The organism is Luteimonas viscosa (genome assembly GCF_008244685.1).
Lineage (GTDB): Bacteria > Pseudomonadota > Gammaproteobacteria > Xanthomonadales > Xanthomonadaceae > Luteimonas > Luteimonas viscosa.
This window is the reverse complement of sequence record NZ_VTFT01000001.1, coordinates 861,671-875,780: the sequence shown is the minus strand read 5'-3', so window position 1 is coordinate 875,780 and position 14,110 is coordinate 861,671. Positions and strand designations below refer to the sequence as shown.

The following is a 14,110-nucleotide window of genomic DNA, read 5'->3' as shown; positions in this document are numbered from 1 at the left end:
GAGCCGCCCGGCCGGCGTACCGGCCGGTGGCGGCCACGCGGGTCAGGCGTCGGCCTGCTCCTTCCAGGCATCCACCGGGATGCAGGCGCAGAACACGTTCTTGTCGCCGTGCACGTTGTCCACGCGCGCCACCGGTGGCCAGTACTTCTGCTGGCGCAGGGTGGCCAGCGGGAACACCGCCAGCTCGCGCGGGTAGGCGTGGGTCCATTCGCTGGCGGCGGCCATGGTCGCGGTGTGCGGCGCGTGCTTGAGCGGGTTGTCCTCGCGGTCCAGGCGGCCGTCCTCGATCGCGCGGATCTCGTCGCGGATCTGGATCATCGCGTCGATGAAGCGGTCGAGCTCGTGCAGCGATTCGGATTCGGTCGGCTCGACCATCAGCGTGCCGGCCACCGGGAAGCTCAGCGTCGGCGCGTGGAATCCGAAATCGATCAGGCGCTTGGCGACGTCCTCGGCGGTGACGCCGGTGGCCTTCTCCAGCGGCCGCAGGTCGAGGATGCATTCGTGCGCGACCAGGCCGTTGCGGCCGGTGTACAGCGTGCGGTAGTGCGGCGCCAGGCGCCTGGCGATGTAGTTTGCGTTGAGCAGCGCGACCTGGGTCGCCTTGCGCAGGCCGGTCCCGCCCATCATCGCGATGTACATCCAGCTGATCGGCAGGATGCTGGCGCTGCCGTGGGTCGCGGCCGAGACCATGCCGACGGCGTGCGGGTTGCCCCCATCCGCCCTTCGGGCACCTTCCCCCGCTTGCGGGGGAAGGGAGGAAGCGGAATACCCACGCGGCAGGAAGGGCGCCAGGTGCGCCTTCACCGCGCACGGGCCGACGCCGGGACCGCCACCGCCGTGCGGGATGCAGAAGGTCTTGTGCAGGTTGAGGTGCGAGACATCCGAACCCCACTTGCCCGGCCGGGCGAGCCCGACCAGCGCATTGAGGTTGGCGCCGTCGGTGTACACCTGGCCGCCGTGCGCGTGGATGATCTCGCAGATCCCGACCACGTCCTCCTCGAACACGCCGTGGGTGGAGGGGTAGGTCATCATGATCGCGGCGAGGTTGGCCGAATGCTTTTCGGCCTGGACGCGGATGTCGTCGATGTCGACGTTGCCGCTGGCATCGCAGCGGGTCACGACCACCTTCATGCCCACCAGTTGCGCCGACGCGGGATTGGTGCCGTGCGCGGACTCGGGGATCAGGCAGATGTCGCGGTGGCCCTCGCCGCGCGAGGCGTGGTACGCGCGGATCGCGAGCAGGCCGGCGTATTCGCCCTGGGCGCCGGAATTGGGCTGGAAGCTGACCGCGTCGTAGCCGGTGATCTCGACCAGCATCGCCTCCAGCGAATCGATCAGTTCCTGGTAGCCGCGGGTCTGCGTGGCCGGGGCCAGCGGGTGGACATTGGCGAACTCCGGCCACGTCACCGGGATCATCTCGGCGGTGGCGTTGAGCTTCATGGTGCACGAGCCCAGCGGGATCATCGTGCGATCCATCGCCAGGTCCTTGTCGGCCAGCGCGCGCATGTAGCGCAGCAGTTCGTGCTCGCTGTGGTGGGTGTTGAACACCGGGTGGGTGAGGAACCCGGAGGTGCGTACCAGTGCCGCGGGCAGTGCGTCGCCGGTCGCGGCGTCGAGCGCTTCGATGTCGGCTGCGCCCAGGTCGGCGCCGAAGATCTGCGCCAGCGCCGCGAGATCGGCGCGGGTCACGGTCTCGTCGAGGCTGATGCCGACGCTGCCGGCGTCGATCTTGCGCAGGTTGATGCGCTGGTGGCTGGCGTAGGTGTGGACGGTGGCGGCATCCACGCCGGTGACGTGCAGGGTGTCGAAGAAGTCGCCGGCCACCGTCACGCCAGCCTGGCGCAGCGCGGCGGCAAGGATCGCGGCATAGCGGTGCACGCGGCGGGCGATGCGGGCCAGGCCCTCGGGGCCGTGGTAGACCGCGTACATCGAGGCCATCACCGCCAGCAGCACCTGCGCGGTGCAGATGTTGGAGGTGGCCTTCTCGCGGCGGATGTGCTGCTCGCGCGTCTGCAGGGTCAGGCGGTAGGCGGGCTTGCCCTCGGCGTCGACCGACACGCCGATCAGTCGGCCGGGCATCGAGCGCTTGAACGCGTCGCGGCAGGCCATGAACGCGGCGTGCGGGCCGCCGAAGCCGAACGGCACGCCGAAACGCTGGGTGTTGCCCACGACGATGTCCGCGCCCCATTCGCCCGGCGGCCTGAGCAGGGTGAGGGCGAGCAGGTCGGTGGCCACCGCCACCACCGCGCCGCGCGCGTGCACGGCCTCGGCGACGGCGGCGAGGTCGGCGACGTGGCCGAAGGTGTTCGGATACTGCAGCAGCACGCCGAAGCCCTCGACTCCGCCCGCGTCCGCGGCCGGGCCGACGTGCAGCGCGATGCCGAGGCCGTCGGCGCGGGTGCGCACCACCTCCAGCGTCTGCGGATGCACGTCGTCGGCGACATAGAACACGTTGGACTTCGATTTCGAGGAACGCCTGGCCAGCGTCATCGCCTCGGCGGCGGCGGTGGCCTCGTCCAGCAGCGAGGCGTTGGAGATGTCCATGCCGGTGAGGTCGGCGCACATCTGCTGGAAGTTCACCAGCGCCTCCATCCGGCCCTGCGAGATCTCCGCCTGGTAGGGCGTGTACGCCGTGTACCACGCCGGGTTCTCGAGGATGTTGCGCAGGATGACGTTCGGCGTGTGGGTGCCGTAGTAGCCCTGGCCGATGAAGCTGCGGAACACGTCGTTGCGGTCGGCGATCGCGCGGATCCGCGCCAGCGCCTCGACCTCGGTGAGCGAACCCGGCAGGTCCAGCCCCGGCCCCTCGGCCGGCTTGATGCTGCGCGGGACGATCGCGCCGGTCATCGCCTCGAGCGAGTCTTGGCCGATCACGCCCAGCATGTGCGCGACCTCGGCGTCGTTGGGGCCGATGTGGCGTTCGACGAACGCGTCGTGGCGCTCGAGTTCGAACAGCGAGAGGTCGCGCAGGGAAGGCGTGGACATGGCGGGCATCCGGCAGGGGCGGGAGCAGGGCCGGGTGCATCCGACATCGCCAGTGCAGGACGACGAAAGGCGTGCACGCCGGTTCCGGCGAAGTGCCCCTCTGTCCTTTGGCCTGAGAGTTTGGAAGCGCACGGACGAGGATCGCGCGCTTCTTGCCCCTTCGGCGCCGGTTCCGGCGGTGCCGGTCGGTCTCTCCAGAGTGTTTGCCGCGTCCGGTGGTATCGGGCCTGAGCGATTACGGGCGTTTGCGCCTTCGGCAGCGGGGGCCGGGGCCCACGCTTCTCCCACCGGACTGCGGGGCGATTATAGCCCCGCGCGGCGGGGAAACCGCGGCCGTCACGTGCCGCGCGTCGCCGGCGTCGGGTGTCTTGCTACCCTGAACGGCAGACGCCACGAGGATCCGCGTGAACACGACACCAGCGCCAGCCCCGATACCCGCCCTTCCGAGCGTGGAAGCGGACGCCGACCGGTCCGTCGTCCGTCGGCTGTGGGACGTGTTCCGGCGCGAACCGATGCTGCTGGTGACCTGCAGCTACCTGTTCGTCTCGATCGTGGGGCTGTGGGACCTGTACTGGTTCTACCGCCGCTTCGACATCCCGATCCTGGAATTCCTGCAGAGCAGCGACTACTTCGTCTCCGGCCTGCGCCGGCCGGTCTACCTGGCCCTGCTCGGATGGACGCTGCTGGCTTCGCTGCTGGTGCTGCTACCCGAACGCTGGAGGCGCCGCAACCCCGAGCGTGCGGCGCAGCTTGACCGCCGCTGGTGGTTCCGCCTGTTCTTCCCCCGACGCAGCGACTGGTGGGCGTACCTGTGGCTGCATCCCGAGACCATGGCGACGGTGAGCGCACTGTTCGCCATGGGCATCGTGCTGTTCTCCACCAGCACCACGCGCGCCGAGCGGATCCAGGCGGGGGGCGGGGCGGCTGTCCAGGTCCACCTGGCCGACGCGCCGCTCGCCGGAGACTGGCGCATGCTCGGCACCAGCAGCGCCTATGTGTTCCTGTGGGATCCCGGGCGGGGCCTGGCCGAAGTCGTGCCGATCGAGTCGATCACGCGCATGCGCCCGCTGCCTCCGCCGGTGCCCGCCGAACGGACGCCGGATCCGACGCGGGCAGCGGACGTCCCTGCCCGGTGAGCGCCGCTGCGCACCTTCGGCTGCGCCGTCTGGCGCTGCTGCTCGCCGGCCTGGCGATGTTCGGGCCGTTCTCGATCGACACCATCTTCCCGGCGTTCCCGGCGATGGGCGCCGACCTGGGAGCCGACAAGCTGGCGATGCAGCAGACGATCAGCGTGTACCTGATCGCCTATGCGCTGATGAGCCTGGTGCATGGTCCGCTGTCGGACATCGTCGGCCGCAGGCGCGTGATCCTGGCCGGGCTGGCGGTGTTCACCCTGTCCTCGGTGGGTTGCGCGCTGGCCGAAAGCCTGCCCACCCTGCTCGTGTTCCGCGCGCTGCAGGGACTGTCGGCGGGTGTGGGCCTGATCGTCGGTCGAGCGGTGATCCGCGACGTGCTGCACGGCGACGACGCGCAGCGGCTGATGAGCCAGGTCTCGATGATCTTCGGCGCGGCCCCCGCGATCGCGCCGATCATCGGCGGCTGGCTGCTGGGCTGGGGCCGCTGGCCGCTGATCTTCTGGTTCCTGGTCGGCTTCTCGGTACTGCTGATGCTCGCCACCTGGCGCTGGCTGCCCGAAACCCTGGCGCCCGACGCGCGCCTGTCGCCGGCGCCGCGCAAGCTGTTGCGCGACTACGCATACATCGCGCTCAACCCGCGGTTCCAGCGACTCGCTGCCGCGGGCGCATTCAATTTCGCCGCGCTGTTCCTGTACATCGCTTCCGCGCCGGCGTTCGTGCTCGACCTGCTCAGGCTCGACGAGCGCCAGTTCGGCTGGTTCTTCATCCCGATGATCAGCGGGATGATGCTCGGCGCGTTCGTGTCCGGCCGTGCGGCGGGCAGGATCAGCGGCACCCGGCTGGTCAACATCGGCTTCGCCTGCAGCGCGGCGGCGATGGCGGGGAACGTCGCCTACAGCGCGCTGGTCGCGCAGCCGGCCGTGCCCTGGGCGGTGCTGCCGATGGTCCTCAACGCGTTCGGCATTGCGCTGGTGTTTCCGATCCTGACCCTCGCCATCCTCGACATGTACCCGCGCCAGCGTGGCTCGGCGTCGTCGCTGCAGGCCTTCACCGGGCTGGTGCTCAACGCGCTGCTGGCGGGCGTGTTGTCGCCGCTGGTCAGCCACGATCCGCTGCACCTTGCGCTGCTGGCGGCCGCATTCGTGCTGGCGGGCTGGGTGTTCTGGCGCTGGGAGAGCCGGCGCGGGCGGACGCCACCGGCCTGCCCGCAGGCCCCCGCGGAAATGGAGCCGACCGGGCAGTTGTAGCGGTGACGCCGACTGCTTCGATGCCGTCCGTCCGAACGCATCGTGTCGCGCGTCCGATCGCGCCCCGTGGCTGCGATGGCACGCCTCCTGTGATCGCTGCCGCAGCTCATGTCCTCCTTGCCACAGCTCCCGTCATCCCGGCCGCAGCTCCTGTCAGCCCCAGCGCAGCTCCTGTCATCCCGAGCAGCGAGGGATCTGCCCTTGCCTGCCCTGCGCGGCCACGCATGGATCCCCGCCGCGCCAGCCAGGGCATCCCGCCCGGAGCTGCTAGCGTTCTGCCGGTTCCCTCTGGCGTGGGTCCAGGCGCAGCAGCGGCACCAGCGTCACCGGCGACATCCGTGCGTCGACGCGTGCTGCCGCCGGCCGGGCGGCGGCATCGGGGGCCTGCGATGCGGTCACGCCCACCGCGGTGGCGGGTGCCAGCGGCTGCGCACCGTTGCGCCGCCGCGGGGGCGGAACGTGGGTCTTGCCGAGCTCGCCGACGAAGGCCAGCCCGAGCTTCGCGAAGTTCGCGCTCACCGCGGCGCGGGCGCCCAGGTAGGCCACCGTGTCGGTGGTGGTGTGCAGGCGGTTGAAGAAGGTCGGTTCGGCCATCATCGCCGCCGGGTAGCCGGCGGCGGTCCACGATGCATGGTCGGAACAGGCGTAGCCGCAGGTGTCGTAGCCGCGGGTGAGGCCGAGCGGGGCGAGGTAGCTGTCGAACAGGCGGGCGACGAAATCCTGGAGCGTCGGGTTGGAGTTGTCGGTCATCAGCCGCATCGCGTACTGGCTGCCGGCGGCGTAGTTGGTCATGTCCAGCTGCAGCACGCCGACCACCTCGACGCCCTGCGCGCGGAACGACTGCGCGATGGCATTGGAGCCGCGCAGCCCCACCTCCTCGGCCGCGTAGCCCATGAACTTGATGGTGCGCTTCGGCCGCCAGCCGTCGGCCAGCGCGATGCGGATGATCTCGGTGATGGTGGCGATGCCGGAGGCGTCGTCGTCCGCGCCCGGCGCGTTCATCGCGTTGCCGCTGCCGCTGTTGGAAATGGAGTCGAGGTGGCCGCCGACCACGACCACCTCGTGCGGCAGTTCGCTGCCGCGCACGGTCAGGATCACCGAGGGTTGCCCGCCGCAGCTGCCGCAGGCGGTGAACAGTTCGGCGCTGACGTCGCTGCGGCCGGTCGCCAGCGCCAGCCAGGTGTCGCGGATCCACAGCGCGGCGCTATGGCCGTGCGTGCTGGCGTAATAACGGTTCGGCCAGGCGGTGGACAGGTGGCGGATGCTGCCGAGGATGTTGGCTTCCTGCACCTGCGGCAGCCATGGCGCCACCGTGGCGGCATTGTCGATGGCGTAGTCGGCCAGCGCCTTGGCCTGCAACGCCTGGCGCGAACGATCCTGTCGCAGGAAGGCCTCGGCTTCGGCGCGCGTGGCGAACGCGAAATACCCGCCGCAGTGGCGTTCGCGTTCGTGAATGCCGTGGCTGATCTCCGGCAACTGCCAGGCCTGCGCCTCCGCGAGCACCAGCTCGCTGCCGAGGCTGTCGCGAAGCGTCGCGGTCTTGCGCGCGTGGGTGGCGATTCCGCCGTCGTACAACGCGCGCGAGGTGACGAGATGGACCTTGGCGAAAGGATCTTCGTGCTGGCGCGCGACGGGTACGCGCTCGTACCGGTGCGGCGCGACGGTCGCGAGGAAGGCTCCCGCGCGCGATTCCGGTGCGCGCCCGCCAGCGTTCGATGCGGCAGGCGCGCCGAGCGCGCAGGCGGCCGCCAGCAGGAGGGAAACGACGTGCGACGATCGTGCCATGAGGGCTCCATGCTGCCGGGTGCCGGCCTGCGCCGGCGCGACCAGCATCGATTGAGGTCCCGGCGACCCGCCGCAGGCACCCGTTTCAGGGCGGTGCGAGGGGATGCGACCCGTTCCTGCGTCGGGCCGTGGTCGACACCGGCGCGAGGTACTGCTGGATGTTGGGAAAGTCGACGTCGAAGCGCGAGTACCAGTCGATGTTTTCCGGGTCGCTCAGCGAGCCGGTGTTCGCACACGACGCGTCACCGCCGTAAAGGCCGCCGCGCAGGTAGTAGCCGTCGGCCGCCAGAGTGAACAGGCCCGAGCCGCTGCTGCCGCGTTCGGTGGTGCCTTCCAGCCACCCCGCCGCATGGTGCTGCCCGTCGCTGTCGGCCGGCAGGTGCTGGCCGAACGACACCTTCTTGAGATCGCCGCCGGGGTGGTGGATCGCCGTCACGCTGGCCGAAGCGGTCAGAGCCCCCGCATCCCACCCGGCGAAGGCCGTGCCGGCCGGCGCGGCGTCGCGCAGGCGCAGCAGGGCGCCGTCGGTCTCCGCGCTCGAGTGGAGGTGGTCGGCGCCGCCACTGAGCTGGACCGGATCGGCGGCGACATCGACATTGCACGTCGTGGACTCGAAGTTCCAGTAGGTGTTGAGCGTCGAGGCGACCGCCTGGGATCCGATGCAGTGGTTGGCGGTGTGGAAGTAGGGGACCTGGGTGCCGGGGTCGGTGTCGTTGAGCAGGGTTCCCGTGCAGTAGTAGCTGCTTCCCTGCTTCACGAACGTCATGCGCGCCACAGCCGCCTTGGCGTCGACGAAGACCTGGCCGAGCTGGCCCACGCGGCAGACGGTGTCGATGTTGCAACTGCCCGAGGCGCCGATGTCCTTGAGGATCTTGAAGCCGTCGACCGCATTGGTCATCAGGTGGCTGAGCCGGGGCGCGTCGAGACGGATGGCGGAGGGCGAGACGCCCACGGGCAGCCAGATCTCCACGACCTGGCGTTCGCCTTCGGTGGCGGGCGTCCAGAACAGGCCGTCGTCGCCGGTGAGGCGGCGAACCTGGCGGCCATCCATCGCCGCGACCACCTTGCCGGGCCGCGCCGACCCGCTGAAACGCAGCTCCGCGCGCGGATCCAGCGCTTCCACGGCCAGGCCAGCGCGGACGCCGTACGCCAGGGGCGAGAAGAACTCGAGACGTGCGACCGCGCTGCCGTCGGGCTGGACGGTCCAGCGCGGCGGTGGCAGGCCGCGGGTCGCGGTCTCGGCCGACGCTTCGCGGGCGATGCCGATCCGCAACGGCTTGCCCCGGCGGCCGGCGTTGTACTGATGCAGCTTCAGGATCCGCTGCGCGGACATTTCGCCGTAGCTCAGGCGCGTGACCGCCGACTCGGCCGGGCCGGCGGCACGCCACGCCACGGCCGTCCTGGCCACGGGCGTGCGGCTGGGTTCACCGCGCACGCGTGGCGCGTCCGCGGCGGTGGCCGTGGTCGCTATGGCAAGCAATGCGGCCACGCAAGACAGCATCGTGAAGCGGACTCTCGACATTCGACCCCCCGTAATCAGGCCCCAATCATAGGCGAGCGTGGCGGGCGCGTGTCGGCGGGCAGGCGGCGACCCCCTGACCGGGTGCCGCCTAGGTTCCGCTCGCCGGCGTGTCGGCTTCCTCCGCAGGCGGGGCGGGCGCCGGGGCAGGCGTGGCCGTCGCCGCGGCAGGCACCTGCCAGCCGCAGGTCTTGCCCTCGTTCTGCGTCTTCAGCCACTCCTGCAGCGGCGCGAAGTATTCCAGCACCGCCGAGGCGTCCATCTGCTCGCCGCCGGTGAGTTCGGCCATGGTCCGCTGCCAGGGCTGGCTGTTGCCCTTCGACAGCATCGCCCAGAACTTCTCGCCGGCCGCCTTGTTGCCGGCGAAGCTGCATTCGTACAGCGGCCCCTGGTAGCCGGCGGCATCGCACAGCGCCTTGTAGAACTGGAACTGCAGCACGTGCGAGAGGAAGTAGCGGGTGTAGGGCGTGTTGCCCGGCACGTGGTACTTCGCGCCCGGATCGAAGAATTCCTCGCCGCGCGGCGTCGCCGGGGCCACGCCCTGGTACTTCGCCTTGAGCTCCCACCACGCCTTGTTGTAGTCGGCCGGCGCGATCGAGCCGTCGAACACGCCCCAGCGCCAGCGGTCGATCATCAGCCCGAACGGCAGGAACGACACCTTCGCCAGCGCCATCCGCATCTGCGAGTTGATCAGCGCCTCGTCGCTGCGCTGCTGCTCGCCGACCAGGCCGATCGACTGCAGGTAGGCCGGCGTCATCGACAGCACGATGGTGTCGCCGATCGCCTCGTGGAAGCCGTCGTGCGCGCCGCCCTGGAACATCGGCGGCAGCTTGTTGTAGGCGAGGTAGTAGTAGACGTGGCCGAGCTCGTGGTAGATGGTGGTGAAGTCCTCCTCGTTGGGCTTGATGCACATCTTGGTGCGCACGTCGCCGTCCATGTTCATGTCCCACGCGCTGGCGTGGCAGACCACGTCGCGGTCGCGCGGCTTGATGAACTGGGTTTTCTCCCAGTAGCTGTCCGGCAGCTTCGGCATGCCCAGCGAGGTGTAGAACTCCTCGGCCTGGCGGGTCATCCGCTTCGCGTCCTCGAGTTGCGCCTCGCGCGCCACTTCCACCCGCCGGTCGGTGTCGATCAGCGCGTTCTCGTTCGACATCCGGGTATTGAGGTCGGCCTGGTAGCGGCGCTCGAGCGCACCGGTCACGTCCAGGCTGCCCGCCTGCGCCTCGCTGTACGGCGCGAGGATGTCCCAGAGGTTGCCCCAGTCCTGCTGCCACATGTTGCCCATCAGGTGCGCGGGCAGCAGTCCGTCGACCGAGCCGCGGCCCGGGTACTGCGCCTCGAGGCGCGTGCGCGCATAGCAGTGCAGCTGTTCGTACAGGGGCTTGACCTGGCCCCACAGGCGATCGGTTTCCGCGGCCAGCTCGACCGGCGACATGTCGTAGCCCGAACGCCACATCTCGCCGGCGTCGGCGTAGCCGAGTTCCTTCGCGCCTTCGTTCACCAGGGACACGAAGCGCTGGTAGTCCTCGCGCATCGGCTGGGAGACGGTGTGCCAGCCCTGCCAGGCGTCGAGCTGGGCGTTGTAGTCGCGGTCCTCGCGCAGCACCTGTTCGAGTTCGCCGAGCTGGCGGCAGCTCTTGCTGTCGCCGGCGGTCTTGCAGTACGTGCCCGACCCGTACATACCCTCCATGCGCGTGGCGATGCGGGTCAGCTCGGCGAGCTTGACCGGGTCCTTCGGTGCCGGCATCGCGGTGCCGAGCTTGAGCAGGGTGATCGCGCGGGCGGTTTCGGGCGACATCTCCTGTCCCTCGAACCGCTTCGACTGTTCGATCCAGCCGTTGAGCGTGGTCAGGAACTTCTCGTTGGCCTTGGCGGCCAGCAGCTGGCTGTCGTCGATGATGTAGGTGCTCGAAAGCCATTGCGCCGCGGTCAGTTCCGGGTACATCGCCTTCATCTCGGCGTTGACGCGGGCGACGAAGGCGTCGGCGGTCTCGTCCTGCGGTTGTCCCTGCGCCTGGCCCGGGGCGGGCGTGGCGGCATCGGACGCGGGCGAGGGCTCGCGCTGGCAGGCGGACAGGGCGAGGCTGGCGCCGATGGCGAGGACGAGCAGGGCGTGGCGACGGATCACGGGCGGTTCCTGGCGGGTGCGCGAAGCGGTGCGCGCAGGCTAGATCGCGTGCGGAGGCTCCGCAAGTGCGAGCCCGGCTACCGGGGCCTGGAGGCGCCGCTGCGCGTCGGTGAAGCCCCGGGCCTGCAACCAGGCCCAGGCGGCGTCGGCATCGCGCTCGAAATAGGCGCGGGCGCTGCCGAGGCGGAAGGTGTAGCCCCAGGCGTCCATGTCGGCGAGCACGCGATCGCGGCCGACGCCGGGCAGGGCATCGCCGAGCAGCACCTGCAGCAGGCACACCGCGTCCTCTTCCTCGACCGAATCGGTGGCGTCGGTATGCACCGCCTGGCGCCGCTCCGCCGGCAGCACGATCAGGTGGCAGGCCTCGTGCAGCATCGAGTGCACCGGCGTGTCGCCGCGCGCATGCACGTCGCAGCCGACGATGCCGGCCTCGGGTTCGCCCCAGTAGCTGCCGGGGATCGGCGCGCCGTTGTCGATGCGCAGCAGCCGCAGGCCGTAGCCGGCCAGCAGCGCCGCGGCATCGTCGAAGTCGATGTCGCGCAGGCGCAGGATTTCGTCCGCGGCGGGTGTGTCCTGCCGGGTCATGCCGGATCGGCGGCTGGTCCGTGCCATGGCGCCGGCCCCCGTCCCGGGCTTCCCCCGCGACGCCGGGAAGCGGGGACGGGCGGGATCATGCGGTCGCGGCGCGGCCGTCGGGCAGGGAGACCGAGATGTCGAGCACGTCGTGGTCGCCGTCCTTGACCAGGTCGACCTTGACCGCGTCGACGTCCACGCTGACGTACTTGCGGATCACTTCCAGCAGCTCGCGCTGCAGCAGCGGCAGGTAGTCCGGCGCGCCGCGACTGGTGCGTTCCTGCGCGACGATGATGCGCAGGCGTTCCTTGGCGATCGAGGCGGTGTTCTTCTTGGCGGTCAGGAAATCGAACAGTCCCATGCCTCAGCTCCCGAAGAGCTTGCTGAAGAAGCCCTTCTTCTCGGCCTGGGTGAAGCGCATCGGCCGCTCCTCGCCGAGCAGGCGGGCGACGGCGTCGTCGTAGGCCTGGCCCGCCAGCGACTCGGCGTCGAGGATCACCGGTTCGCCCTTGTTCGACGCGTCGAGCACGTCGTTGGACTCGGGGATCACGCCAAGGGTGCGGATGCCCAGCACCTCCTCCACGTCACCGATCGAGAGCATCTCGCCCTTCTCCACGCGCGCGGGGTTGTAGCGCGTGAGCAGCAGGTGCTCCTGCACGCGTTCGCCGGCCTCGGCCTTGCGCGTCTTGGACGAGAGCAGCCCGAGGATGCGGTCGGAGTCGCGCACCGAGGAGACTTCCGGGTTCACCACCACCACCGCGCGGTCGGCGAAGTACATCGCCAGGAACGCGCCCTTCTCGATGCCCGCGGGGGAATCGCACACGATGTATTCGAAGCCGTCGTCGGCCAGGTCCTTGAGCACCTTCTCCACGCCTTCCTTGGTCAGCGCGTCCTTGTCCCGGGTCTGCGAGGCGGCGAGCACGTACAGGCTGTCGAAGCGCTTGTCCTTGATCAGCGCCTGTCGCAGCGAGGCCTCGCCCTGGACGACGTTGACGAAGTCGTACACCACCCGGCGTTCGCAGCCCATGATCAGGTCGAGGTTGCGCAGGCCGACGTCGAAGTCGATCACGGCGACCTTCTTGCCGCGGCGGGCGAGGCCGTTGGCGAGGCTGGCGCTGCTGGTCGTCTTGCCGACGCCGCCCTTGCCCGAGGTGACTACGATGATTTCTGCCAAAACACGTCTCCTGTGTGCGTCGCCGTCAATCGAGTGCGGCGATCTTGAGTTCTTCGTTGTCGAGCCAGACCTGCGCCGGCTTGCCGTGCAGCTCCTTCGGGATATCTTCCAGCACTTTGTAGTGGCCGGCCACGGCGACCAGTTCGGCGTGGAAGGCGCGGCAGAAGATGCGCGCCTTCTCGTTGCCCTGGGCGCCGGCCAGCGCGCGTCCGCGCAGCGGACCGTAGATGTGGATCGAGCCGTCGGCGATGACTTCCGAGCCGGCGCCCACCTGGGACAGCACGGTCAGGTCGCGGTTCTCGGCGTAGACCTGCTGGCCCGAGCGCACCGGGGCGGTCTGGATCATGCCGGGTGCGGCATCGGCCCGGGTTGCGGGTGGCCTGGCCGGCGCGGGCGCGGGCTCCGGCACGCGCGAGCCCGGGGAAGGCGTCTCACCAGAACCTGAGACCGGTTCGTACTGGGCCCGGAACTTGGCCAGCAGCGGCAGTCCGAGTTCGACGGCGAGCGCCTGGTTGTCGCTGCTGCCGTACGCCAGCGCCACCGGCAGCACGCCGGCCTCGCGCAGGCCTTCGACCAGCGCGCGGGCGGTGGCGGCGTCGGGCGTGGCGGCCAGCCCGCCGAAGTCCAGGATCACCGCGGCCCGGGCGAACAGCTTCGGCGCGCGGGCGACCCGGTCGCGCATCTCGGCGGACAGCCGGGCGACGTCGAGCGTGCGCACCCGCAGGTTGGCGATGCCGACCTGCCCGATCTTCAGCTCGCCGGCCTGTTCGAAGTCCATCGCGGCGCTCATGCGTCGGCCGGCTCCGTGGCGACGGCGCGCGGCCGCGGCAGCCAGGGCTGGTCGGGCAGGGCGGTGCCGTAGGTGTCGCGCACCCACTCGTAGCTGCACATGTCCTTGGCCATCATCGAGGCGCGGATGCCGTTTTCGGGCATCACGTGCTGGCCGATCTCGTGGAAGCCGAAGCTGCCGTGGAACAGGCGCACCGGATCGGCATCGTGCTCGAGGAACACCTCGCAGGTCAGCTGCGGGTAGCGCAGTTCGGCGTAGCTCTGGGCGTCGGCGTAGAACGCCCGGCCCACGCCGCCGCCGCGGCGGCGGCTGGCGACGACGATCCGGTCGATGTAGAAGAACCGGTCGCAGTGCGCGCGGAACCAGTGGAAATTGCTGCTGTCGTGGTCGGCACCGGAGCCGAACCCGACGAGGAAGCCCGCCAGGGTGCCGTCGCGCTCGGCGATGCGGAAATACTCGGCGGTGTCGAAGAACTTGCGGAAGCGGGCGGCGTCCAGCGGCAGGATCGTCGGGCCAGCGGCATTGTTGAGGGCGAGGATGGAATCCAGCTCGTGCTCGCGCACGTCGCGGATGAGGATCGACATTCCTGACTCCAGAGGACTGCGGGCGCCGGGCCTGCCATCCGTTCGGGGAACATGGCAGGCTCTGGCGGTGCCGCAGCGGAAAACGGCGGAAACGCCGCGCAACGGCCGCTGCGGCGCCGGCGCGGATTATCGCACGGCCGCTGCCGCCCGGCGACTGCGGGCTCGCGGCGAGCGCATGACTTCCGAGGG

The 14,110-nt window shown here is 70.2% G+C and carries 11 protein-coding genes and 1 riboswitch; of the genes, 2 read left to right on the top strand and 9 right to left on the bottom strand.

The window, feature by feature from the left end:
* Positions 1 to 42: 42 nt before the first annotated feature.
* A complete protein-coding gene (gene gcvP, locus FZO89_RS03995) occupies positions 43 to 2,994 on the bottom strand; it encodes an aminomethyl-transferring glycine dehydrogenase (protein ID WP_149102041.1) in 2,952 nt (983 codons plus the stop codon).
* An 81-nt stretch (positions 2,995 to 3,075) separates the two neighbouring features.
* Positions 3,076 to 3,193: riboswitch (glycine riboswitch) on the bottom strand.
* 196 nt (positions 3,194 to 3,389) lie between these two features.
* On the opposite strand from gcvP, the gene FZO89_RS03990 reads away from it, so the two are divergent.
* Both FZO89_RS03990 and FZO89_RS03985 read left to right on the top strand, forming a co-directional pair.
* Complete coding sequence (locus tag FZO89_RS03990) at positions 3,390 to 4,121, top strand: hypothetical protein (RefSeq protein WP_149102040.1); 732 nt, start codon at positions 3,390 to 3,392, stop codon at positions 4,119 to 4,121.
* Positions 4,122 to 4,150: 29 nt separating this feature from the next.
* The gene (locus FZO89_RS03985; RefSeq protein ID WP_149104024.1) at positions 4,151 to 5,368 is read left to right on the top strand and encodes a multidrug effflux MFS transporter; all 1,218 of its coding nucleotides are present in this window, start codon (positions 4,151 to 4,153) and stop codon (positions 5,366 to 5,368) included.
* 267 nt (positions 5,369 to 5,635) lie between these two features.
* Here FZO89_RS03985 and FZO89_RS03980 read toward each other — a convergent pair whose 3' ends face one another.
* The 8 genes from FZO89_RS03980 to FZO89_RS03945 all read right to left on the bottom strand — a co-directional run bounded on the left by FZO89_RS03980 (position 5,636) and on the right by FZO89_RS03945 (position 13,921).
* The gene (locus FZO89_RS03980) at positions 5,636 to 7,153 is read right to left on the bottom strand and encodes a M20/M25/M40 family metallo-hydrolase (protein WP_187471033.1); all 1,518 of its coding nucleotides are present in this window, start codon (positions 7,151 to 7,153) and stop codon (positions 5,636 to 5,638) included.
* An 85-nt stretch (positions 7,154 to 7,238) separates the two neighbouring features.
* Complete coding sequence (locus tag FZO89_RS03975) at positions 7,239 to 8,561, bottom strand: trypsin-like serine peptidase (protein WP_149102038.1); 1,323 nt, start codon at positions 8,559 to 8,561, stop codon at positions 7,239 to 7,241.
* Between the two features lie 202 nt (positions 8,562 to 8,763).
* Entirely contained in the window at positions 8,764 to 10,800 is a 2,037-nt protein-coding gene (locus tag FZO89_RS03970; RefSeq protein WP_149102037.1) for a M2 family metallopeptidase, read from the bottom strand.
* Positions 10,801 to 10,839: 39 nt separating this feature from the next.
* Positions 10,840 to 11,385, bottom strand: coding sequence for a hypothetical protein (locus FZO89_RS03965; RefSeq protein ID WP_262378517.1), 546 nt, complete (start codon positions 11,383 to 11,385; stop codon positions 10,840 to 10,842).
* A gap of 85 nt (positions 11,386 to 11,470) precedes the next feature.
* Positions 11,471 to 11,734, bottom strand: coding sequence for a cell division topological specificity factor MinE (minE, locus tag FZO89_RS03960; RefSeq protein ID WP_149102036.1), 264 nt, complete (start codon positions 11,732 to 11,734; stop codon positions 11,471 to 11,473).
* Between the two features lie 3 nt (positions 11,735 to 11,737).
* On the bottom strand, positions 11,738 to 12,547 hold the full coding sequence (gene minD, locus FZO89_RS03955) for a septum site-determining protein MinD (protein WP_149102035.1): 810 nt from the start codon (positions 12,545 to 12,547) through the stop codon (positions 11,738 to 11,740).
* Between the two features lie 25 nt (positions 12,548 to 12,572).
* Positions 12,573 to 13,337, bottom strand: a complete 765-nt coding sequence (gene minC, locus FZO89_RS03950; protein ID WP_149102034.1) for a septum site-determining protein MinC — start codon at positions 13,335 to 13,337, stop codon at positions 12,573 to 12,575.
* Positions 13,334 to 13,921, bottom strand: a complete 588-nt coding sequence (locus FZO89_RS03945) for a GNAT family N-acetyltransferase (protein ID WP_149102033.1) — start codon at positions 13,919 to 13,921, stop codon at positions 13,334 to 13,336. The genes minC and FZO89_RS03945 overlap by 4 nt, the downstream gene beginning before the upstream one ends.
* Between the last annotated feature and the right edge of the window lie 189 nt (positions 13,922 to 14,110).

What these genes read in the sequence shown, in the direction of transcription:
- FZO89_RS03965 (WP_262378517.1), bottom strand. Translation starts at nt 11,385, where the DNA reads ATGACCCGGCAGGACACACCCGCCGCGGACGAAATCCTGCGCCTGCGC.
- minC (WP_149102034.1), bottom strand. Translation starts at nt 13,337, where the DNA reads ATGAGCGCCGCGATGGACTTCGAACAGGCCGGCGAGCTGAAGATCGGG.
- FZO89_RS03980 (WP_187471033.1), bottom strand. Translation starts at nt 7,153, where the DNA reads ATGGCACGATCGTCGCACGTCGTTTCCCTCCTGCTGGCGGCCGCCTGC.
- FZO89_RS03945 (WP_149102033.1), bottom strand. Translation starts at nt 13,921, where the DNA reads ATGTCGATCCTCATCCGCGACGTGCGCGAGCACGAGCTGGATTCCATC.
- minE (WP_149102036.1), bottom strand. Translation starts at nt 11,734, where the DNA reads ATGGGACTGTTCGATTTCCTGACCGCCAAGAAGAACACCGCCTCGATC.
- gcvP (WP_149102041.1), bottom strand. Translation starts at nt 2,994, where the DNA reads ATGCCCGCCATGTCCACGCCTTCCCTGCGCGACCTCTCGCTGTTCGAA.